Raw genomic sequence first — 21,779 nt, forward strand, 5'->3', positions numbered from 1 at the left:
GATCGGGGTCCTGGCGAGCTGGCGGGACAGGTTGCGCGCCGCGTCCACGTGCCTGATGTAGAGCTCCCCGTACGCCGAGGTGACCCCCTGGCGGACGGCGTCGATCAGATCCTCGTCACTCGGGCCGTGCGTGTTCCCCGGGTCTGCCACGCCCGCCGCCTCCTCCTCACGCGGAAGCACACATTGTGACCAATCGGTTACTCGTGGCGCCATCAGGGCCACCGTGACGGACGAGCCGGCGGGACCCGGCGCCGCGGCCTCGCCCGGCACCGGGCCACCGGCCCCTCCCCGTGCGGCTCCGGTTTAGGCTCCTGGAACCGTGGAGACCAGCAAGGACCGACGTGCCCGCCGCGGCGGCCGTTCCGCGATGCCCTCGGTGGGCATGGTGGGCGGCGGACAGCTCGCGCGGATGACCCACCAGGCAGCGATCCCCCTCGGGCAGTCCCTGAGGGTGCTGGCGGTGGCGGAGACCGACCCCGCCGCCGTCGTCGCCAGCGACGTCGCCTTCGGGCACCACACCGACCTGGAGGCGCTGCGGTCCTTCGCGCGGGACAGCGACGTCCTCACGTTCGACCACGAGCACGTGCCCGGGGAACACCTGCGCGCGCTCGAGGCGGAGGGGGTCGCCGTGCACCCGGGCTCGGCCGCGCTGGCGCACGCCCAGGACAAGCTCGTCATGCGCCGCCGGCTCGCCGAGCTCGGCGTCGCCGGCCCCGCGTTCGCGGAGGTGACCGCGCCGGCCGACCTGGTCGCCTTCGGCGAGGAGCACGGCTGGCCGTGCGTGCTCAAGGCCGCCCGAGGCGGCTACGACGGGCGCGGGGTGTGGGTGGTGGACTCGTCGGAGGACGGGGCCGCCCTGGTGGCGGAGCTGCTCGCCGCCGGTACGCCGCTGCTGGTCGAGGAACGGGTGGACCTCCACCGGGAACTGGCGGCCGTGGTCGCGCGGTCCCCGTTCGGTCAGGGCGCAGCGTGGCCCGTGGTCGAGACGGTGCAGCGGGACGGCATCTGCGTCGAGGTGCTGGCGCCCGCGCCCGGCCTGACCGACGGCCAGGCCGCCCAGGCCCAGGAACTGGCCTTCACGATCGCGTCGGCGCTGGGCGTCGTCGGCGTGCTCGCGGTGGAGCTCTTCGAGACCCGGGACGGGAGGGTGCTGGTCAACGAGCTCGCCATGCGCCCCCACAACTCCGGGCACTGGACGATCGAGGGATCGCGGACCTCCCAGTTCGAGCAGCACCTCCGGGCCGTGCTCGACTACCCGCTCGGCGCGACCGACCTGGCGGCGCCCGCCGTGGTGATGGCCAACGTGCTGGGCGGAAACCCTGTTCCGGCGATGTCCATGGACGAACGGGTCCACCACCTGTTCGCCCGGTACCCCGACGTGAAGATCCACCTGTACGGCAAGGAGGAGCGGCCGGGGCGCAAGATCGGGCACGTCACCGTGCTGGGTGCCGACCTGGGTGCCGCTCGGCTCCGCGCGGGGCAGGCCGCCGCGTGGTTGCGGGACGCCCGCTGGCCCGACGGCCACGACGTCCACGGCAGCTAGGGGGAGCGTCGCCGGCGCGGCACGCCCCCGGGGGGCGACGGTGTCCCGCCGCACACAGCGTCGGTCCCGCCGGCCCACCTCCTGGTGCGGCCGTCCGGTGGGGCCCGGAGGGAGAATGAGGACCAACGTGGCAGAACAACACGCACCTCTGGTCGGCGTGATCATGGGCAGTGACTCGGACTGGCCCGTGATGGGCGTCGCCGCCGAGACCCTGGCGGAGTTCGACGTCCCGCACGAGGTGTCGGTGGTGTCGGCCCACCGCACACCCCAGCGCATGCTGGACTACGCGCGGACGGCGGTGGAGCGGGGGATCCGCGTGATCATCGCGGGGGCTGGCGGGGCGGCGCACCTGCCCGGCATGGTCGCCTCCGCGACCGTCCTGCCCGTCATCGGGGTCCCCGTGCCCCTGCGGCACCTGGAGGGCATGGACTCGCTCCTCTCGATCGTGCAGATGCCGGCCGGGGTTCCGGTCGCGACGGTGTCGGTGGGTGGGGCCCGCAACGCCGGGCTGCTCGCCGTGCGCATGCTCGGTGCGGGCACCGACGAGCGAGCGGCCGGGTACCGGGATCGGATGGGCGCCTTCCAGGCGGAGATGGAGCGTCTGGTGCTCGACAAGGACGCCGCCCTGCGGGAACGCATCAGCCAGGGCCAGGCGGCCTCGGGCTGATCGGGAGGCCACCGGCGCCGTGGCGTGGCGGTCCGGCCGCCAGCCCAACCCGCGCGGGTCTCTCCGGGGCCCGGTCCCGGGGAGCCTCCTCGGGGAGGTCGGGCCGTCCCGACGACCGTGGAGCGCCGCGAGGAGAACCCCGTTCCCGAGCCGAGGCCCGCACGTCGCCGACACCCGCCCCCGCACCCTCGCTACTGGCGGGTAACACCGCTACGATCGGCCGGAGTAGCGATGCTACCCGTCGGTAACAGGAGGACGTGCGGTGAACCGTAGCTTCGACACCTACCAGCTGGCCGAGGAGCACGAAGCGCTGCGCGCGGCGGTGCGGTCCCTCTCGGAGAAGGAGATCGCGCCGCACGCGGCGGAGGTCGACGAGCGGTCGCGGTTCCCGGTCGAGGCGAAGACGGCGCTGGTCAAGGCCGGTTTCCACGCCGCGCACCTCCCCGAGGCCTACGGGGGGGAGGGAGCCGACGCCGTCGCGACCGCCATCATCATCGAGGAGGTCTCCCGGGTGTGCGCCTCCTCGGCGCTCATCCCGGCCGTCAACAAGCTGGGCACCATGCCCATCCTGCTCGCCGGCTCCGAGGAACTGAAGCGGACGGTGCTGCCCTCCGTCGCCAACGGCGAGGCGATGGTGTCCTACGCGCTGTCCGAGCGTGAGGCGGGCTCCGACACCGCGTCGATGCGCACCAGGGCCCGACTGGACGGCGACCACTGGGTGCTCAACGGCACCAAGTGCTGGATCACGAACGCGGGCGAGTCCAGTTGGTACACGGTCATGGCGGTGACCGATCCGGACGCCGGCAGGAAGGCGGACGGGATCTCGGCGTTCGTGGTGCACGCCGACGACCCCGGCTTCGAGGTCGGGGCCAAGGAGCGCAAGCTCGGCATCAAGGGATCTCCCACGTGTGAGATCCACTTCACCGACTGCACCATCCCGGAGAACCGGATCATCGGCGAGCCGGGCACGGGGCTGCGCACCGCGCTGCGGACGCTGGACCACACCAGGCCGACGATCGGGGCGCAGGCCGTCGGCATCGCCCAGGGCGCCCTGGACGCGGCCGTCGGCTACGTGCGGGAGCGCCGCCAGTTCGGTCGTGCCGTCAGCGACTTCCAGGGCGTGCGGTTCATGCTCGCCGACATGGCGATGAAGATCGAGGCGGCCCGGCACATGGTGTACGTCGCGGCCGCGCGAGCCGAACGGGGTGAGGACAACCTCGGGTTCGTCTCGGCCGCCGCGAAGTGCTTCGCCTCGGACGTCGCGATGGAGGTCACCACGGATGCCGTGCAGCTCTTCGGCGGTGCCGGCTACACCACGGACTTCCCGGTGGAACGGATGATGCGTGACGCCAAGATCACCCAGATCTACGAGGGCACCAACCAGATCCAGCGCTTGGTGATGGCGAGGTCCCTGCTCCAGGGCTGAACCAGGGGCAGGCGCGGCTGTCGGGCACCGAGGCCCCCGTGACCGCCGACCTGCCCGGCTGGCGGCGACGTCGACGGTGGGAGCCCGGCGGCCGCGTCGTGCGGTCGCCGCGAGCGGACGAGCCCGTCAGCAGGGCACCCGCACGGCCTTCGGGGGCGCCCACCAGGCACGTCGCGCGGCCCAGCTCGTCAGGGCCTGGAACCCGCGACCGGGGCACACCGACCGGCCGGAACGAGCCCGTCCGCCCGCCTCGGCCGCGGGTACCACCCACCTCCCGGCGGTCGGGCTGGCGGGGTCGCCGGCCTCGTGGGGTGCGGGGGAGGGCGTCAGCCCGCAGTGCCTGCCGGCCCTGGGCGGAAGGGAGGAGCCGCCCAGGTAGGCCGCCCGGTGTTGCTGGGACCCGCCCCGGCCCGGTGCTCGCCGCTCGTCCGTGGGCCGTTCCACCTGCGGAGAGCAGGGCGGTCCCGGCCAGGTCCGCCTGTTCGTTCCCGACGGCCCGGTCCGCTGCTCGTCGGCCTCGGTCAGGACCACCGGTCGACACGTTCCCCCGGTGTCCGACCGGTGCTCGGGTGGTGTGAGGTGCCCGTCCCCGCCGCCGTTCGCGGGCCCCGCTCGGCCGGGGGAGGAGGGCGGTGCGTCCCGGGTTCTGTACCGATGGCGCCGGGCTGGCCGGGAGCTCCTGGTCCCGGGGCGGCGCCGGAACGACGGTCGTACCAACGGCGTGGTCCTCGTGTTCGGGCTGGACCGCGGCTCGCGAGCCGATCGATTCCGCCTGGTGCCCCGGTCTGGTGGGCCTCCGATGACCGATCACCCTGCGTCGCGGAGGAGCGCGGGTGGCCACTCCCCGTCGGTTCACTCCGTCGTTCGGCCGGCGTACGAGGGGGGAGGCGGCTCGTCCTCGTCCGGGGCCTGGGGAGGCGCAACCGGGCCGGTCCGCCCGCTCGGTGGAGTGAGCAGGGGCTGGCATCGGTTCCCGCCATGTGGAAGCCGTGTCTTGTCTGTCGTGTTTGGCTGGGTCTCGCGTCAACGGTTCGTGACGGCCGTGGGCCGTGATGTCACTCACGGTGCAAGTTCACGGCAAACTTAGTTGAGCGTTCATACAATCGGCACTCGTGAGCCCCCGCACCCAAGCACAGGAGATCAGCATGAGCATGATCAAGGACATCACCCTGCTGGTGGCCAGGCTGGCAGTCGGCCTTGCCTTCGTCGCGCACGGCTGGGACAAGTTCTCGAACGGTATCGGCAACGTGGCGAGCGGGTTCGACGCGATGGGCGTACCCCTGCCCGAGGTGTCCGCCTGGGTCACCGCGGTCGGGGAACTCGTCGGCGGAGCGGCCCTGGTCCTGGGTCTCGGCCTCCCGGCGGCCGGGGTGGTCCTCGCCGGGCTGATGGCCGGAGCGGCCTTCTTCGTCCACATCGGCAGCGGGTTCTTCGCGTCCGAGGGCGGCGTCGAACTCGTCCTGGTCCTGGGCGTCTCCGCCCTGGCGCTCGGTTTCAACGGAGGCTCCTACGCCGTGGACCGCCTGCTGTTCCGAGGCGCGCCCCCAGCCTCCACCGCCGGCGTGAGCGAGCAGCCGAAGCCGGCCGCCGAGGTCGGCGCCTGACGTCCCGGAGGACGGTTCAGGCTCCGTCGAGGCCACCGGTCCGGGGGAGGACGAGCGTGGCCAGCTCGGAATCCCGCAACGACACCAGCCGCTCGGGGTCGACGACGCCCCCGGGCGGGGTGCCGTACTGGACCAGCCCCGCCTCCCGCGCGAACACCGCGAGCACTCCGTCGAGCACTCCCGCCGGCAACGTCCACTCGAGGGCCGAGAGCACACGCGACCCCCGCTCGACCCCGAGGGCCGAGGCCCGTTCCTCGGCCGCCGAGAGCACCTCGTCGACGGTCATGCCGAGCAGGGCAGGGGTCGAACCCGACACCGGCGACCACGGCACGAAGTCGTCGGGCTGGACGCGGATCTCCGTGGTGTAGTCCACGGCGTCGTCGTCCTGCCCTGCCCCGGACATCCCCAACGCGTCGAGACCGACCGCCGCGATCGTCGCCGCCGCGCCCTGGTACGCCGCCGCCTCGGCGGCCGGAACGAAGGCGACCTCGGCCTCCCCGTCCGCCCCGGACGCCCCCACCACGTGCGCGCCACACCACCAACTGCCCAGCAGCACCCCCAGCGTCTGCCAGTGCGCCGGCAACGCGACCACCACCGGCGCGCCCGGCTCGACGTCGCACTCGTCACGCAGCCAGTTCGCGGTCTTGGCGGCCCAGTTCGCCGCCGTCGCCACCGACAGCTCCACCCGGTAGCCCTCGGGACCGTCGTAGTAGGTGAGCATCGGCCGGGCGGGGTCGCGGGCGAGCAGCGGGCGCAACAGGTGGTCGGTGACGCTCATGCGGCAAGCCTAGTGCCCACCGCCGTCGCGCCGGCCCGCGCCGCGGGACCCCGGGCCAGGGCGGCCTCGGCAGGACGCGGCGGGCCGTGGCCCGGGCGGCGACGCCCGAAGGCACCCCGCCGCCCGCCTCAGTTGACGCAGGTCAGACCATCGGCGGTGATCGGGTCCGCGTCGGACGCGGCGCTGACGGTCAGGAAGGGCGCGGCCCCCACCCCGGCGGGGCCGGCGGCGGAGGGACCGGCGCTGGGCGCGCCGGACGGTACCTCCGCCTCGGACGGCCCCGGTTCGGAGGACCCGGTGGGGGTGGGAGTGTCCTCCACCCCGTCCAGGAGGCCGGCCACGAATTCGCGCACCTGCGCCGGGTCCACGGTGACGATGCTCTGCCCCCGGTCGTTGCGGGCGCCGACCCCGGTGACGGGGATGGTGGTGAACTGGATCGCTCCGCTGGCGATGCCCTCCAGCTGCCGGGCGAACCCCACCAGGTCCAGATCCTCGTCCAGGACGACCGAGTCGCGGGTCGCGGCCAACAGGGCCTGGAGCTTGCCCGGATCGGTGAGGGTGCCCGTGGACAGCACCTTGTTCGCCAGGGCCGCGAGGAAGACCTGCTGTCGCACGATCCGGTCCAGGTCGCCGCGAGGCAGGTTCTTGCGCTGCCGCACGAAGGCGAGCGCGTCACCGCCGGAGATGACCTGCACGCCCCTGGCGAAGCTCGCGCCGGAGTCGCTGTCGCTGGTCGCCTGGTTGAGGCACACCTCGACACCACCGATCGCCTCGGTGAGCAGGTAGAAGCCGTACAGGTTCACCTCGGCGTAGTGGTCGATGTGCGCGCCCGTCAGGTCCTGCACCGCGCGGACGAGGGCGAGCCGGCCCGCGTGGTCGGACTCCCGCTCGATCCGGGACCGGTCGGTGACGCCCTGGGCGGCCAACTCGTCCGCCTTCCGCGCCTTCACCAGGCCGTAGGCACCGTTGATCTTCTCCTCGGTGCCGAGCGCCGACACCGGGACCGAGGTGTCCCGGGGGATGGACACCGCGTGCGCGGCGCTGCCGTCGTCGGGGATCCGCAGCAGGATGATGGTGTCGGTGTTCAGACCCGCGTTGGCCTCGGTGCGCAGTTCCCGGAGCACCGACTCCGGCAGCGGGCGACCCTGCGCGTCGGTCCTGCTGTCGTTGCCCACCAGCAGGATGTCGGTGGCGAGGTCGGCCTCGTCGGGCGGCGGCGGAGCGTTCCTCTCGGTCTCCACGGGGGCGCGCCGCAGGTCCGCCAGCACGCTCGTGGTGCTCAGGTCCTCCTGGATGCGGTCGACCATGACCCAGGCGATCCCGGTCACCACGAGGGCGGTGACCGAGACGAGGATCGTCAGCGACCGCCCGCCGGCGACCAGCGCGCGCCGGGCCCGGCCCCGCCCACCACCGGGCGCCACCCGGGCACGACGGTTGCGGGCCGGCCCGCTCCCGGTGCCCTCCTCGGCGGCCGGAGGAGCGGGTTCCCCAGTCCCGCTCCCAGCCACGGCATCCCGTGGGCCGGTCGCCGACGTCCGCCGGCCCGGCTCCCCCTCGTCGGCCACCTGTTCCCCCTACTGTCGCCGAGCCGGCGCGGGTTCGCGCCTCACCGGTCCTGTCCCTCGACGTCCCCCAGGCGTTACCGGCCGTGGTCACGTCCCGAGCGTTCTCCCACGCTCATAGTGCGCATCCCCGGCCCGCACCGCCACCGTGCGCACCGGACCGGACGAGAACGGGGATCAGTTGACGCAGGGAACCGTGCCGGCGGTGATGTCGGCGCCACCGCCCGCCGCGGTGGCGTTCGGCTGGACCGCACCGGGATCGACGGCACCCGGACCCGCCCCCGCGCCGCCCGCCAGCTCCCCGTTGGAGTAGTCAGCCCCGAGCAGCACCGAGACGGTCCCGGCCGGCAGGTTCGCGTCCGGCTCGAGGGTGACACCGCCCAGTTCCCTGGCGACGAGCTCCGCGTTGGCCTCCTCACCCGGAGCGTGCCGGACCACCGTCGTGTCCCGAGGCTCCGCGTTCCCGGTCACGCCCTCGGTGAAACCGGCCGAGGTCAGCTCCCCCATCACCTGGCCCGCCAGCCCCGTCACCTGCGCGGCGTTGTGCACACCGACGGTGATCGCCGCCAGGTCGGCGTCGGGTGCCTCCCCGGACCCGTCGTCCTGCGAGGAACCGGCCACCAGCGACCGCATGTACTCCTGGACGGTCGGCGGGTCCACCTCGATGTAGTTCCCGACGTGACCGACCGGGATGGTGTCGAAGGCCATGTTCCCACCGGCCATGTCCTGCATGTGCATGGCGAAGCCCGGCACGTCGAGGCCGTCGTCGAGGACGACGGACCGCTGCACGGCGGACACCAGGTCGTTCAGCTTCGTCGGGTTCGTCAGCGTGTCGCTGGACAGCAGCTTGTTCGCCAGCGCGGCGAGGAACACCTGCTGCCGCACCACCCGGTCGAGGTCACCCCGGGGAAGGCCGTAGCGCTGGCGCACGAACGCCAGCGCGTCGCCTCCGGAGATGGTCTGCTCGCCCGCGTCGAAGTCGGCGCCGGAGTTCGGCTCGCTGACAGGCTCGTTCAGGCAGACGGTGACGCCGCCGATGGCGTCGGTGATCTCGAAGAAGCCGAGCAGGTTGACCTCGGCGTAGTGGTCGATCTCGACCCCGGTGAACTCCTCGATGGTCTCGATCAGCAGCTTGCGCCCCTCCGCGGAGGCCTCCTCGTGGAGTTGTCGCGGATCGGTGACCCCCTGCGCGGCGAGGGTGGCCTCCGCCGCCCGCTTCCCGCGCCCGAACGCGGAGTTGATCTTGTAGGAGCCGTGGCCGGGGATGTTGACCAGGCTGTCCCGGGGAATCGACACCGCCGTCGCGCTCTCACCGCCCACCGGGACGCGCACGAGGATGAGGGTGTCGGTCAGTTCACCCTCGTTGTCGGACGCCCGCAGCTCCGCGAGGACGTCCTCGGGGAGGGGGTTGCCCTCGGCGTCGGTTCGGCTGTCCATACCGACGAGCAGCATGTCCATCCCGCCGTCGAGGGGACTCGGCCCGTCCGGGGTGATCGGCGCGCGGTCGCGGTCGCCGAAGACGTTCGTCGTCGTCATCCCCGAGCCGAGGCTGCCCAGGGTCGCCCACGCGTAACCGGTGCCGCCGATGACGACGGCCGAGCACAGGGCCACCACGCTTTTCGCGGTGGCCAACGCGGCCCGGCCCGCCCGGCTCGGACGTACCCGGCCCCGGCCCCGCCGAGCCCGGTCCCGCTCGGCCGAAGCCTGCCCCGCGCCGCCCACCGCCCCGATCGGCTCAGTGAGCGCACCACCACCGCCGCCCACCTGGGCCGCCCCGGAGGCGAGATCGTCATCCAGGTTTCCTGAGGCGACCCGCCGCAGGTCAGAGGGTGTACGACCGGGTTCGGGAGGCGTCGGACCGCCTCTGCGGCGGCGGGATGCCCCTCCCGGATCGGGCGGCATTTCCTCCACGCGTGAACTCCTCCCCGCAGGAGCGCACGTCGCCGCGTGCGCGCCGGCACTGCCCCAACGGACCGTTGGTACCCGGCCCCGAACAAGGCTAATCCCGTGTTGGGCTGAACGGGTGTCACCTCGCTACATGTTTGACGTTTTCGAGATCCCCGAGGTTCACTCCCGCCCCGAACCGCCCGTGACAGACTGTCCGGGCCGGGCACCCGCCCGGCCGGTGCGCACGCCCTTCTCCCCGTGTGTCGGCGTGTCGATCGCCCCTCGACGTGACGTCGTCGGCTCCCAGACGAAGGAGGAAGTGTGATGCGAGTCCTAGTGACCGGTGGAGCGGGCTTCATCGGGTCCCACTACGTCCGGTCCCTGCTCGCGGGCGCGTACCCGGCCCTGGCGGACGCCGAGGTCGTGGTGCTCGACAAGCTCACCTACGCCGCCAGCGTCGACAACCTGGCCCCCGTCGCCTCCGACCCCAGGTTCCGCCTGGTCGAGGGCGATATTTGTGATCCGGAGACGGTGAACCCGCTGATGCGCGGCACCGACCTCCTCGTGCACTTCGCCGCCGAGTCACACGTGGACCGCTCGATCGACGGGGCCTCCGACTTCGTCGTCACCAACGTCCTCGGCACGCAGGTCCTGCTCCAGGCCGCGCTGGAGGCCGAGGTCGGCCGGGTCGTCCACGTCTCCACCGACGAGGTCTACGGCTCGATCGACGAGGGGTCCTGGGACGAGGGCCACGTCCTCGAACCCAACTCGCCCTACTCGGCGTCCAAGGCCGCCTCGGACCTGCTCGCCCGCGCCTACCACCGCACCCACGGGCTGCCGGTCTCCATCACCCGCTGCTCGAACAACTACGGGCCGTACCAGTTCCCGGAGAAGCTCATCCCGCTGTTCGTCACACGGCTCCTCGACGGTGGCACGGTGCCCCTGTACGGGGACGGGGGGAACGTGCGGGACTGGTTGCACGTCGACGACCACTGCCGGGGCATCCAACTGGTCGCGGAGGGCGGACGGCCCGGGGAGATCTACAACATCGGCGGCGGCACCGAACTGACCAACCGCGAGCTGACCGGACGGCTGCTCGCCGCGCTCGGCGCGGACTGGTCCTCGGTGGAACCGGTGGCCGACCGGAAGGGACATGACCGGCGGTACTCCGTCGACATCGGCAAGATCCAGGCCGAACTCGGCTACGCGCCGAAGGTGCCCTTCGACGAGGGCCTGGCAGGCACCATCGCCTGGTACCGGGACAACCGCGCCTGGTGGGAGCCGCTGAAGCGGCGCGCCGCGCTGGTGAGGAGTTGACGGACATGACCGAACTGGGTCTGCTGGTACCGGGAGGTCACGGCCAACTCGGCCGTGACCTGGCCCGGTTGGCTCCCGGGCACGTCGGAGACGCCGGGTTCGCGCACGCGCCGGGGTCCGCCGAGCTGGACATCACCGATCGTGACGCCGTCCGGGACGCCGTCGGCGTGCTGGCCGGGGCGGCCCGGACCGCCGGCGTCGCGCCGGTGGTGGTGAACGCCGCCGCCTACACGGCCGTGGACGCGGCTGAGGAGGACGAGGCCCGGGCGCACGAGGTCAACGCGGCCGGGGCGGCGACCCTGGCGGCGGCGTGCGCGGCGGAGGCGGTGCCGCTGGTCCACGTCTCCACGGACTACGTCTTCGCGGGTGATGGCGACCGGCCGTACGAGCCGACCGACCCGACCGCTCCCCGCTCGGTGTACGGGCGGACGAAGCTCGCCGGCGAACAGGCGGTGCTGGCAGGCGCGGACCGTTCCTGGGTGGTGCGCACCGCCTGGGTGTACGGCGCTGGCGGCGGCAACTTCGTCCGGACGATGGCCCGGTTGGAGCGGCAGCGCGACACGGTGAGCGTCGTGTCCGACCAGGTCGGATCGCCGACCTGGTCGGCTGACCTGGCCGGTGGGCTGCTGCGGTTGGCGACGGTGGTGGCCGCCGGTCGAGCACCGGGGAACAGGGTGTTGCACTGCACCAACACCGGCGTGACGAGCTGGTTCGAGTTCGCCAGGGCCGTCTTCGCCGAGCTCGGCGCCGACCCGGAACGGGTCCGCCCCTGCGGGACCGAGGACTTCCCCCGCCCGGCGCCCCGCCCGGCCTACTCGGTGCTGTCCCCGCGCCGGTGGGAGGACGCGGGGCTGGGAGCGCTCCGCCCCTGGCGGGAGGCGTTGGCGGCGGCCTTCGCCGAGCAGGGCGAGGAACTGCGGAACTGACCCGGGAAGAAGGGAGCGGGCCGTGACCTCGGGCCGCTCCCCCGGGCGAATGGACGCACCGGAGCTGGCCCGTCGATCCTGCCCGGACGGGGCGGCGGGGGCGTGCCCGGAAACTCCAGTCCGGCAAGGGCGCACGTCCTGGTCGGGACGCGGCTCGCCCGGCCTCCGCGTCCCGACGCCGGCCGCCCTGTCCCCACCCCCGTGGTTGTCCACAGCGGACGGCGCGGGCGGACTCCCCCGACACCCCTCCGCGATAGGCTTGCCGCGGGGCTGCTCCCCCGGGTGGGTGGGGGTGGGTGTCCGGCAGCGACCAGCGCGACGGGTGACCGGCCGGAGTTCCAGGTCAGCGGGGACAGCCGCCCAGGGCCCCATCTGCCCGCGGCGGTGCCCCGGGCGCCCCCACGACCCCCCGGTCGGACCGTCACCACGTCGCCGGGAGCCGGACCACCCCGGCGCCCTCCAGGCGCACCGCCCGGGGACACCGAGCCGGACGTGCCCCAGGCGCCCCGCCTCAGCTGGCCGCCCTGCGGTAGGCCGCCACCGTCGCCTCGGCGCACCGCCGCCAACTGAAGTCGGCGGCGTGGTCCCGGCGCGCGGTCAACGTGGCCGTGTCACTGGGGCCGTCCAACGCCTGGGCCAGGGCCGCCCCGAGCGCCTCCACGTCACCTACCGGGGCGAGGACGGCATGCCCGCCCGCCACCTCGCGCAGGGCGGGAACATCGGAGCAGACCACCGGCACGCCGCACGCCAACGCCTCCAACACCGGAAGACCGAAACCCTCGTTGCGGGACGGGAGCACCAGGGTCGCGGCGCCGGCCACCACCCTCCGAAGGTCCACCTCCGGCAGGTAGCCGGTCCTGATCACCCGGTCCGTCGGCCCTGACGCGTCCGAACCCGTCGGGCCGACGATCACCAGTGGCGGCAGCTCCGGGCGCGCCGCGTGGGCGGCCAGCAGCGTGGCCAGCCCCTTCCTCGGGCCGTCCGCGCCCACGAACAGGAGGTACTCCTTGGGAATCCCCAACGCCGACCGGAGCGCGGAGGTCGGGTGGCGGGCGGCGAACCAGGCCGCGTCCACGCCCAACGGCGTCACCACGATCCGCTCCCGGGGAACCCCGAGCCGTTCCGCGACCACCTCGGCCACCGCCGAGGTCGGGGTGCACACCACCGCCGCCCGTGCCGCCGAGCGGCGCACCAGTTCCGGCAGGTCCCGTTCCCTGGCCGGCAGCTCCTCGGGAGAGTCCAGGAAGTCCAGGTCGTGCACGGTGAGCACACCCCGCGCGAAGATGGTGGGAGCCAGCACGAAGTTCGTCGCGTGCACCACGGCCGCGCGACCGGCCAACAGCTCCACCGGGGGAGCCGACGTGCGGAGCCAGGCCGCCCGCAGCGCACGCGCCGGCACGGGAAGACCGCGGGCCCGGACCCCGTGGGGCAGGACACCGCGCAGGGTCCGCCAACCGCGCACCGTGAACGCCAGGGCCGTCACGTCCATGCCCGGCATCGACGCCAGTTCCTCGGCCAACGCCGCCGTGTACCGGCCGATCCCGGTGCGGGCGCCCAGCAGCGGTGTCCCGTCCAGCAGAATCCGCAGCTTGCGCCCGGAACCGTCAGCGTCGACCACGCACCGTCTCCTTCACCAGCCTGCGTAACCTGCCCGCCGCCCTGCGGGCGACCTCGCCGGGACCACCGAGGTCGAGGTACTCCCGGATCAGACCAAGATCATGCCTGAGCTGGCCACCGGCCCCCCGGGGCTGCTCCCGGACCAGGGGGGCCGACCCGCCCAGCCGGTCCACCGCCGGCCGGGGGTTCCGGCAGAACTCCAGCAGTGGGCGGAGGGTCTCGTCCCAGGTGAACCGCTCGCGCACCTCCGCGATACGAGTCCGGCAGGCCTCGGCGAACGCCTCGTCGTAGAGCACCCGGCGCAGGGCGGCGGCCAGCGCGTCGACGTCCTCGGCCGGCACGACCACCCCGAGCCGTTCCCGCCGCACCAGGTCCGCGAACGAGTCACCGTCGGTGGTGATGATCGGCAGGCCCGCCCACAGGTAGTCCAACACCCGGGTGCGGAACGCGAACGTCGTCTCGACGTGGTCGAAGTGGGTGGTGACCCCGCAGTCGGCGTCCAGCAGCCAGTTGTGCCGCTCGTGGTAGGGCACCCAGGTCTCGTTGAAGAAGACGTGCGAGCCGACCAGGCCCAGCCGGTCGGCGAGCTGGCGGGTCTGCCCGGCCATGCCCATCTCGGGCACGTCCGGGTTGGGGTGCTGCATGCCGAGGAAGACCAACCGGACGCCGTCCTCCTCCCGCCGCAGCTTGTCGATGGCCTGGACGAGGGTCAAGGGGTCGAACCAGCTGTACACGCCACCGGCCCACAACACGATCCGCTCCCGTTGGCCGATACCGGGCACCACGTCCCGGATCGCCGGCGCGGTGCGGCGGGGCCGGGCCGCGGGCAGTCCGAAGGGGACCACCGACAGCAGAGACCGCACCGTGGGGTCGGAGTCGTACATCCCCGGGCTGAGCCGGCCCAGGGAGGCCAGGTGCCCGAGCCAGAAGTGCCGCTGCCGTTCCGAGGCGCACAGGAAGAAGTCCCCGCGCATCAGCTGCGTGTTCAACACCCGGGTCACCCCGTCGAGATCGCGGGCGCGGCGTTCGTCGTCGACGTCCTTGCCCTGCTCCAGGTACTCCAGGTGCATCGGGTCGTAGACGTCGCAGACCACGATCTTCCCCGAGGACGGGTCCTTCAGCTCCGGGGCCATCTCCATGATGTGGCCCTGCACCACCACGATGTCCGACCACGCGATGTGCGTGCCCAGATCCCTCGGTCTGGCGTGCACCACCGGGAAACCCGCCTCCGGCGGCTCGTGGTGGTTGTTGACGCTGACCAGCCTGACCTCGTGCTCGGTGGACAGCGCCTCCGCCATGTGCCAGGCGCGGATCGCCGGGCCCGCCATCCGCTCGGCGATCGCGTCACCGGTGACGACCAGCACCCGACGGGGGCGGCCGAACGCCTCGTCCAGTCCGAAGGCCCGCACCAGGGTCTCGTGCGCGGCCAGGTAGCGGGGGAGCGGGTAGGCCGGCTCCAGCGCCTTGCGCATCAGCGGAACGATGTCGCCGTCGGAACGGACCCGCGACTCCTGCTCCACTTTCCTGGACTCGGCCAACTGGGGCAGCAGTTCGACGAACTGGTCGATCGCCAGGAAACCGGCCAGCGCCTCCCGCGACACCGGAACGGGCTCGGCGTCCGCGCCCCGGTCCGCCGGGCGCCGGGTGATCTCCAACTGGGTGGGGTCGATGTCCCCCCGCGCCGTCGACCGGCGCACCGCGAGGGCGAGCGCCGCCGGCAGCACCTTCGCCAGCGTCTCGTCCTCCAGGTTCTTGTAGAGCGTCGCCAGCGCGTTGCGCTCCAGCAGGTAGTACTCGCGGGACGAGTCCACCGAACCCATCGAGCCGTGGTGCCGGTGGTAGGTCACCGACGTCGGTTCGTACCGCACCCGCCAGCCCCGCAGGTTCAGCCGCCAGCCGAGGTCGACGTCCTCGTAGAACATGAAGTAGCGCTCGTCGAAGCCTCCGAGGGCGGCGAACAGCTCCGTGCGCACGAACAGCGCGGAACCGGTGCCGAAGAGCACGTCCCTGGCGACCTCGTGGCTGCCGTCGTCGCGTTGTCCGGCGTGCCGCTTGTACCCCATTCCGAACCAGGTGAGGCCTCCGTCGACGAAGTCGATCAGCTCGCCGCTCCAGTCGAGCACCTTGCTGGCGACCGCGCCGACCGTCGGCTCGGCGCGGAACACCGCGACCGCGGCCCGCACCCACTCCGCGTCCGGGCGGGCGTCGTTGTTGAGGAACGCGAGCACCTGCCCGGTCGCCTGGCGGGCACCGAGGTTGCAGCCGCCGGCGAAACCGAGGTTCTCCGGCGACTCGACCAGGGTGACGTCGGGCATCTCGTCCCGGAGCCGTTCCACGCTGCCGTCGCCGGAGGCGTTGTCGACGCAGATGATCTCCAGGCGGTCGGCCGGGTAGTCCAGGTCGTCCCGCAGCGACCGGAGGCAGGTGATCGTGTCCCTGACTCCCCGGTAGTTCACCACCACCACGGAAACGGTCGGCAGGCCCCCGGAACTCGGCTCGGGCACGTCGCTCCCCCTCAGCTTCTCCTCGGGCCGGTCGGCGACCGGCCGCGTCTAAGCCTGCCCTATCCGCTTCGCGCCGGGGGGCGGACCCGGGGGAACCGCCGCCCCCCGCCACCATGATCGCCCTGCGGAGTCCCGTGACGACCTTCTGTGAGGAAAACGCGCCCACGGGTCAGCCGTGCTGGCTACGCTGCGGTCTGGGTACGGGTCCAGGTCGGGAGTGGACGGTGGCGGAGATCAGCAGAGGCCGGAGGATCGTAGGCGGGGTCGTCCTCGGGGTGGTCGGCCTGACCCTGTTCGCCCTCCTGTTCCCGTTCACGACCAACCTGCACACCTGGGGCGGGACCAAGGCGGACGACAGGCCGGTGGTGGACGCGGGAGCCGCCGAGGTGACGAGCTGCCGGAGCACCGGGCCCATCAGCCTGGAGGGCGGCATCGGGCCGGCCGACGTGTGCACCGCGGAGATCCACTGGTCGGACGGCCGGGTGGAGCACCGTGAGGCCTACCCCCGGCAGCTGACCCGGGAGGACCTGGGCACCGAGGTCCCGGTGGAGGAGGTCCAGATCGTGTTGGGTGGCGGATGGGAGCTCGCCGTCTTCCGGACGGACCGCTCCGGAGCCCCCGTCCCGCCGCCGATCTCCTTCGCCGCCTACGCCCTGGGGAGCCTGCTCGTCCTCGGCGTGACCGTCGGCGTCCTGGTGCGCCTCGGGTTCCTGCCGCCTCCGGAGCGGGAGGGTGAGCAGGAGCGGAACGGCGGGGGGAGCCCCCCGAACCCCAGGTTCGGACCGAACTGGGGCAGCAGCGGCCGACCGGGGCCCCCGAGCGGACCCCCCACTCCTCCCGCTCGCCACCTACCGCCCCACCAGCAGCGAGGCACCACCGGACAGGGAGACTGAGGACACGTGCAGCCCGACACCAGCGCCGCCGACGCCATGTTGCGCGGTTTCCAGGAACAGATGCAGGCCAAGCTGCGCCAGGCCGACCAGTTGCAGGCCGCCGCCAGGGAGGCGCGCGTCAGCGAACGCAGCCGGGACGGCGCGGTGTCGGTGACGGTCGACAGCAACGGCGGCATGACCGCCCTCGACCTGACGCCGGCCGCGATGACCCGGCGCCCCGAGGAGCTGTCCGCGCAGATCCTCGACACCCTCCGCCGGGCGCAGGCCCGGATCGCCGACCAGATGCGGGAGGTGCTGACCCCGATCCTCGGCGAGGACAGCGAGTCGCTGAACGCGGTGATGGGCGGCTACCAGGAGCGGTTCCCCCAGCTCGACGACGAGGACACCGGGGGATCGGCCCGGCGCTCGGACGACCCCCAGGACCCGGACGACCCGGACGGCGGAAGTAGCTGGCGCAACGACAGGGGATGGTGACCGGATGGACGGGTTCCACGTCTACCCCGAGCAGATGCGGCAGCACGCCGCCCGCCTCGACGGGGTGGTCCAGCAGATCGGGGTCGCGCAGGACGCGGCCACCCACGCCTCGATCAGCGGCACCACCGCGTACGGGCTGCTGTGCAGTCCCATCATGCTGCCCCTGATGGGCGGCATCGAGGCCCTCGGCCACGGCGCGATCGCCGCCGCCGGCGGAACGGTCGGCGCGACCAGCACCGCCATCACCGCCTCCGCGGACACCTACGAGCTGTTGGAGGAGGGCGTGAGCCGCCTCTTCGCCCAGATCGCCGAGCGCCTGGAAGGACCGTCGTCGCCGTGACGAACCCACTGATCGCCCCCGACTACAGCGGGGGAGACAAGCTCGACGCCATCGTCGTCGTGGAGGCGGCCGACGACGCGGCGACGGCCATCCAGAACGGCGACTGGCTCGAGGCCGGGGTGAACATCGGCGCGGCCGGCCTGGACGCGCTGGCGGTGGTCGCCGACCCCTTCGGCACGCTGCTCACCTCCGCCTTCGCCTGGTTCATCGAACACGTGCCGCCGCTGCCCGACATGCTGAACTGCCTGGCCGGCAACCCCGACGTGGTGCACACCAACGCGGCCACCTGGGGCAACGTGGCCGACGCGCTCGGGCAGTCCTCCCAGGACATGGCCGACATCGTCCGCGCCGACACCGAGGGCTGGGAGGGGCCGGCGGTGGACGCCTACCGGCCGGTCGCGATGGGCGAGGCCGCCGCCATCCAGGCCGCCTCGATCGCCGCCAACGGGGTCGGAGTCGCCCTGACGGCCGGCGCCACCGTGGTGTCGGTGGTGCGCACCATCGTGCGGGACCTCATCGCCAGCGCGATGAGCGACCTCGTCCAGTGGCTCGTCCGCGCGGCGGCCGCGATCGGGCTCACCCTGGGGCTCGCCACCCCGGCGCTCATCGCCGACGGTGTCCGGTTAGTGGTGAAGTGGGCCAACAAGGTCCAGGACTGGCTCCAGAAGGCCGTGCTGAGCATCACCGGCCTCAGCAAGCACGTCGCGAAGCTCGGTGACGTCCTCACCGACGTGGCCGAGACCCTCGCCATCGCCGTGCCGAAGAACCTCGCGGTGTACTCCACGCAGGTCGACGACAAGCCCTTCGCCACCGGGGAGAGCTCCGCCTGACCAGGGCCGTTCCGGCGCGGTCCCGCCGGCGCCGGAGCCGAGCGCCGTCAGTGACCAAGGCAACGCCGGAGCGGAGCGCCGGTTCAGCGGTCGTCCCGGCCGGCCCAGGTCCGCCACACCGCCGCCCGGTCGACCACCACCCGGCGGCCGAGCTCGCGCCGGAACCGCAACGCGGCGGGCATCCGGGCCAGGGTCTCGCCGAGCACGCCGAGGCGAAGCCCGACCCGGAAGTTCGCCGCCTCCGGTGCGGGTCGCCCCAGGCGGCGCCGGACGGGGAGCGCCGCGGTGATCGCGGCGAACCGCAGCAGCTCCCGGAGCGCGACCGGCAGCGGCGCGCAGCGGACCAGCGTGACCAGGCGGTTGCGTTCGTTCCACCGGTGGAATCGGGGGGAACCGGGGTCGCTGCTCGCGCCGTGCGCGTGCCGCACCCGGGCGGCGGGGGCGAGCCGCACCCGCCACCCGCCGAGCCGCAGCCGCCACGCGGCGTCGGTGTCCTCGTAGTAGCAGAAGTAGGAGCCGGGCACACCGCCCAGGGCGCGCAACGCCTCGGTGCGCACCAGGGCGGCGCCCCCGCAGAACGAGAACACCTCGGTGGGACCGGTGGGGGCGGCCGCCCCGGCCGCCGCACCGAGGTCGCGTCCGTGACCGTCGGCGGTCAACGTGACCCCGGCGGACTGCACGGTGCCGTCCTCCGCGCGCAACAGCGACCCCACCGCTCCCGCCGTCGGGTCGGAGTCGGCCGCGTCCTCCAACGCCGCGAGCCAGTCCCGCTCGGGGACGGCGTCGTCGTTGAGCCACACCATGAACTCGGTGCGGACCCGGCGCAGCGCGGCGGCCATCCCCCCGGCGTACCCGGAGTTGGTCGACAGTCGCAGCACCTCCGGGGCGGTCGGGTGGCCCCGCAGCAGTTCGGCAGTGCCGTCGTCCGAGGCGTTGTCGACCACCAGCAGCCGGTGCGGCCGGGTCTGTTCCGCCAGCGCGTCCAGGCAGGGTTCGAGGTGGTCCCTCGCCCGCCAGGTCACGATGACGACGGTGCTGCGAACCGGTGTCGCCCCGGGGTCGGCGTCCATGACCGACCAACCTACCCACCGGGCCGGTGCCGATGGCGGCCGGCGGTCCGAGCATTCCGGATCCTCCGGTCCCGGCGAATCCCCCCGAGTTTCGTGGCAGTGTTGGCGGGTGCCGCTCCTCGTTGTGCTCACCGAACAGCTGCTCGCTCCCGTCCCGGGTGGGACGGGCCGCTACACCCGGGAACTCGCCGGCGCGCTCGCCGGGACGGCGCCCCCGGGGTGGGACGTGGCCGGGGTCGTCGCGAGGCATGCCGATCCGGAAGCCGCCGTGATCCCCGGGCTGATCGGACCGAAAGTGCTCCCCTACCCCCGCCGGGTGCTCTCCGCGTTGTGGGAACGCGGGGTTCCGCTCTGGCCGGGGGGTGACTCGGTGCACGCGCCCACCCCGTTCGCGCCGCCGGCCGTGCCTCGTGGTCGGGGGCTGGTGGTCACGGTCCACGACACGGTGCCGTGGACCCACCCCGAGACGCTGACCCGTCGAGGCGCGGCCTGGCACCGGCGGATGGTGGGCCGGGCCGCGCGTCGTGCCTCGGCGCTGGTGACCCCGACGGCGGCCGTGGCGGCGGAACTGGCCAGGCACCTCGACGCCGACCGGCAGCGGTCCGGAGTGGACACCGTCGGTGCCGCCGGCCCCCGGACCCACGTGGTCGGCGAGGGTGTCTCGGAGGCGTTGCGCCGCCCGTTGACCGAGGAGTTCCAGCAGCGGGCGGGCAGGAAGCTCGGACTGCCCGACCGGTACGTCCTCGCGGTGGGCACCGTGGAGCCCCGGAAGGGCATCGACGTCCTCATCCAGGCGATGGCCGGTGGCCGGGGCCCGGACCTCCCCCTGGTCCTGGTGGGGGCCAGCGGATGGGGTGGCATCGACCCCTGGCGGCTCGCCGAGGAGCACGGCCTCGCCCGGGACCGGCTGCGGGTGCTGGGGCGGATCGAGGACCCCGAGCTGTCCGCGGTCCTCCGGCAGGCGACGGTCCTCGCGGCGCCGAGCCGGGCGGAGGGTTTCGGTTTGCCGGTCCTGGAGGCGATGGCCGTCGGCGTCCCGGTGGTGCACACCGACGTGCCCGCGCTCGTCGAGGTCGCCGGTGGCGCGGGCCTGGTGGTGCGGCGGGGCGATCCGGACACCCTGGCCGGGGCGCTGCGCGCCGTGGCGTCCGACCCCGTGCGGGCCCGGTCGATGGTCCGGGCGGGACTGCGCCGGGCCGAGCACTACGACTGGGGCCGCGCGGCGCGTGCGCTCTGGCGGATCCACCTCGACGCGGTCGGTTGAGCCGAACGCGCACCGGCCGCCGGCGCCCGGAACCTGATCAGCCCGAGGTCTCCCGGTCCACGCGGGCGCGCTCGCCGATCGCCACCAGCTCGCCGGCCTCCTCCGTGGTCAGGGGGACGTCCAACACGTCCCGGAAGTACCCGGGCAGGTCGTCGGGGCCCAGGACGACCACCTCGTCCGGGGAGCCGGGGCGCGACACCGTGAGCTCCAGACCGGAGAGGCTGTGCGCCGTCTCCTCGCCGCCCCGCGAGCCGAACAGGGTGCGGCGGAACGGCGAGGTGGGGTGGGTCGCCGTGAAGTGGTTCTGCACCACGTAGTCCACGCGGTAGTGGGGTTCCAGGGTGAAGCCGTAGAGGTCCTGCCAGTCCGCGCCGCGCGCCAACTGGAGGGCCCACGTCCCGTCCTCCTCCCGCACGAGGCGGTGCCGCCACCCGGCTCCCTGCCGGACCTCGACCTCCGGCACCAGGGGGGTCGGTTCCAGCACGCCCTGCTCGCCGACGCTGACGTCGGCCAGCCACGTCCGCTCCTCGGTCTCGACGAGGAGGGCGGCGTGCGCCGCCGGCCGCAGGTTCGGGGAGCCGAGCCGGATGCGGGCGCTCACCCCGGACACCCGGTAGCCGAGCCGTTCCAACACGGCGGCGAGCAGGACGTTCTGCTCGAAGCAGTAGCCGCCGCGGCGGCGGCGGACCAGTTTGTCCTGGAGGGAGGACGTGTCCAGCCGGACCTCTCCGCCGGTGAGGAGGCCGAGGTTCTCGAACGGGACCGCGGTGGCGTGGGCGCGGTGCACCGCCCGCAGCGTGCCGGCGTCGGGGGTGAGGTCGCCGTCGTAGCCGATGCGGGCGAGGTAGGCGTCCAGATCGAGATCGGCCGAAGCCCATCCCCGGGCGGTTCCGGGCGCCGTGTCGAGCTCCGGACCGACCAGTGGGTCGGGGGTCGTGGCGGTGGTGCTGTCCTGTTCGGTCGTCGTCATGCCACCATCGTTCAACCTGAACCATTGTTCAGGTCAAGTCCCGAGTGGCCACCGCTCCGGACGCCCCGGGGAGCCACCACGGGGGCGGAGCCGAGCCGCGGCCGGCG

General features: G+C 73.4%; 18 protein-coding genes. 11 read left to right on the plus strand and 7 right to left on the minus strand.

Annotated features, from left to right (window positions below):
* The first annotated feature begins 319 nt into the window (after positions 1-319).
* The 4 genes from ACTIDRAF_RS0205075 (at position 320) to ACTIDRAF_RS0205095 (ending at position 5,240) form a co-directional block, all read left to right on the plus strand.
* Complete coding sequence (locus ACTIDRAF_RS0205075; RefSeq protein WP_280956863.1) at positions 320-1,543, plus strand: 5-(carboxyamino)imidazole ribonucleotide synthase; 1,224 nt, start codon at positions 320-322, stop codon at positions 1,541-1,543.
* 163 nt (positions 1,544-1,706) lie between these two features.
* Positions 1,707-2,210 (plus strand): 5-(carboxyamino)imidazole ribonucleotide mutase, encoded by a 504-nt coding sequence (purE, locus tag ACTIDRAF_RS0205080; protein ID WP_245533446.1) that lies wholly within the window; start codon positions 1,707-1,709, stop codon positions 2,208-2,210.
* A gap of 262 nt (positions 2,211-2,472) precedes the next feature.
* A complete protein-coding gene (locus ACTIDRAF_RS0205085) occupies positions 2,473-3,636 on the plus strand; it encodes an acyl-CoA dehydrogenase family protein (RefSeq protein WP_016697635.1) in 1,164 nt (387 codons plus the stop codon).
* A 1,145-nt stretch (positions 3,637-4,781) separates the two neighbouring features.
* Positions 4,782-5,240 carry a DoxX family protein gene (locus ACTIDRAF_RS0205095; RefSeq protein ID WP_016697637.1) on the plus strand — a complete coding sequence of 153 codons (459 nt, stop codon included), beginning with the start codon at positions 4,782-4,784 and terminating at the stop codon, positions 5,238-5,240.
* Between the two features lie 16 nt (positions 5,241-5,256).
* Here ACTIDRAF_RS0205095 and ACTIDRAF_RS0205100 read toward each other — a convergent pair whose 3' ends face one another.
* The 3 genes from ACTIDRAF_RS0205100 to ACTIDRAF_RS27305 all read right to left on the minus strand — a co-directional run bounded on the left by ACTIDRAF_RS0205100 (position 5,257) and on the right by ACTIDRAF_RS27305 (position 9,302).
* Positions 5,257-6,018 carry a TIGR03089 family protein gene (locus ACTIDRAF_RS0205100; protein WP_016697638.1) on the minus strand — a complete coding sequence of 254 codons (762 nt, stop codon included), beginning with the start codon at positions 6,016-6,018 and terminating at the stop codon, positions 5,257-5,259.
* A gap of 128 nt (positions 6,019-6,146) precedes the next feature.
* The gene (locus tag ACTIDRAF_RS0205105) at positions 6,147-7,439 is read right to left on the minus strand and encodes an LCP family protein (protein ID WP_016697639.1); all 1,293 of its coding nucleotides are present in this window, start codon (positions 7,437-7,439) and stop codon (positions 6,147-6,149) included.
* A 318-nt stretch (positions 7,440-7,757) separates the two neighbouring features.
* On the minus strand, positions 7,758-9,302 hold the full coding sequence (locus ACTIDRAF_RS27305; protein WP_245533445.1) for an LCP family protein: 1,545 nt from the start codon (positions 9,300-9,302) through the stop codon (positions 7,758-7,760).
* A 489-nt stretch (positions 9,303-9,791) separates the two neighbouring features.
* Here ACTIDRAF_RS27305 and rfbB point away from each other — a divergent pair, with 489 nt between their 5' ends.
* Positions 9,792-10,784: a dTDP-glucose 4,6-dehydratase gene (gene rfbB / locus ACTIDRAF_RS0205115; RefSeq protein ID WP_026065798.1), complete on the plus strand. Its 993-nt coding sequence runs from the start codon at positions 9,792-9,794 to the stop codon at positions 10,782-10,784.
* 5 nt (positions 10,785-10,789) lie between these two features.
* Positions 10,790-11,710 (plus strand): dTDP-4-dehydrorhamnose reductase, encoded by a 921-nt coding sequence (rfbD, locus tag ACTIDRAF_RS0205120; RefSeq protein ID WP_016697642.1) that lies wholly within the window; start codon positions 10,790-10,792, stop codon positions 11,708-11,710.
* Between the two features lie 511 nt (positions 11,711-12,221).
* On the opposite strand, the gene ACTIDRAF_RS0205125 is transcribed toward rfbD, so the two are convergent.
* Positions 12,222-13,328 carry a glycosyltransferase family 4 protein gene (locus ACTIDRAF_RS0205125; protein ID WP_016697643.1) on the minus strand — a complete coding sequence of 369 codons (1,107 nt, stop codon included), beginning with the start codon at positions 13,326-13,328 and terminating at the stop codon, positions 12,222-12,224.
* Complete coding sequence (locus tag ACTIDRAF_RS0205130; protein ID WP_016697644.1) at positions 13,315-15,831, minus strand: glycosyltransferase; 2,517 nt, start codon at positions 15,829-15,831, stop codon at positions 13,315-13,317. The genes ACTIDRAF_RS0205125 and ACTIDRAF_RS0205130 overlap by 14 nt, the downstream gene beginning before the upstream one ends.
* A gap of 224 nt (positions 15,832-16,055) precedes the next feature.
* Here ACTIDRAF_RS0205130 and ACTIDRAF_RS0205135 point away from each other — a divergent pair, with 224 nt between their 5' ends.
* Genes ACTIDRAF_RS0205135 through ACTIDRAF_RS0205150 form a run of 4 tightly spaced genes read left to right on the plus strand, consistent with a single transcriptional unit; the run spans position 16,056 to position 18,368 of the window.
* Positions 16,056-16,724: a DUF6346 domain-containing protein gene (locus ACTIDRAF_RS0205135; protein WP_157162853.1), complete on the plus strand. Its 669-nt coding sequence runs from the start codon at positions 16,056-16,058 to the stop codon at positions 16,722-16,724.
* A gap of 6 nt (positions 16,725-16,730) precedes the next feature.
* Positions 16,731-17,198, plus strand: a complete 468-nt coding sequence (locus tag ACTIDRAF_RS27310) for a YbaB/EbfC family nucleoid-associated protein (protein ID WP_016697646.1) — start codon at positions 16,731-16,733, stop codon at positions 17,196-17,198.
* A 4-nt stretch (positions 17,199-17,202) separates the two neighbouring features.
* Entirely contained in the window at positions 17,203-17,538 is a 336-nt protein-coding gene (locus tag ACTIDRAF_RS0205145) for a type VII secretion target (protein ID WP_016697647.1), read from the plus strand.
* A complete protein-coding gene (locus ACTIDRAF_RS0205150) occupies positions 17,535-18,368 on the plus strand; it encodes a hypothetical protein (protein ID WP_016697648.1) in 834 nt (277 codons plus the stop codon). The genes ACTIDRAF_RS0205145 and ACTIDRAF_RS0205150 overlap by 4 nt, the downstream gene beginning before the upstream one ends.
* Before the next feature lie 83 nt (positions 18,369-18,451).
* On the opposite strand, the gene ACTIDRAF_RS0205155 is transcribed toward ACTIDRAF_RS0205150, so the two are convergent.
* Positions 18,452-19,438, minus strand: coding sequence for a glycosyltransferase family 2 protein (locus ACTIDRAF_RS0205155; protein WP_016697649.1), 987 nt, complete (start codon positions 19,436-19,438; stop codon positions 18,452-18,454).
* Between the two features lie 109 nt (positions 19,439-19,547).
* On the opposite strand from ACTIDRAF_RS0205155, the gene ACTIDRAF_RS0205160 reads away from it, so the two are divergent.
* Positions 19,548-20,702 (plus strand): glycosyltransferase family 4 protein, encoded by a 1,155-nt coding sequence (locus tag ACTIDRAF_RS0205160; RefSeq protein WP_016697650.1) that lies wholly within the window; start codon positions 19,548-19,550, stop codon positions 20,700-20,702.
* A gap of 37 nt (positions 20,703-20,739) precedes the next feature.
* On the opposite strand, the gene ACTIDRAF_RS27315 is transcribed toward ACTIDRAF_RS0205160, so the two are convergent.
* Positions 20,740-21,672, minus strand: coding sequence for an arylamine N-acetyltransferase family protein (locus tag ACTIDRAF_RS27315; RefSeq protein WP_016697651.1), 933 nt, complete (start codon positions 21,670-21,672; stop codon positions 20,740-20,742).
* Positions 21,673-21,779: the final 107 nt, after the last annotated feature.

Source organism: Actinoalloteichus spitiensis RMV-1378, assembly GCF_000239155.1.
GTDB classification, from domain to species: Bacteria; Actinomycetota; Actinomycetes; order Mycobacteriales; family Pseudonocardiaceae; genus Actinoalloteichus_B; species Actinoalloteichus_B spitiensis.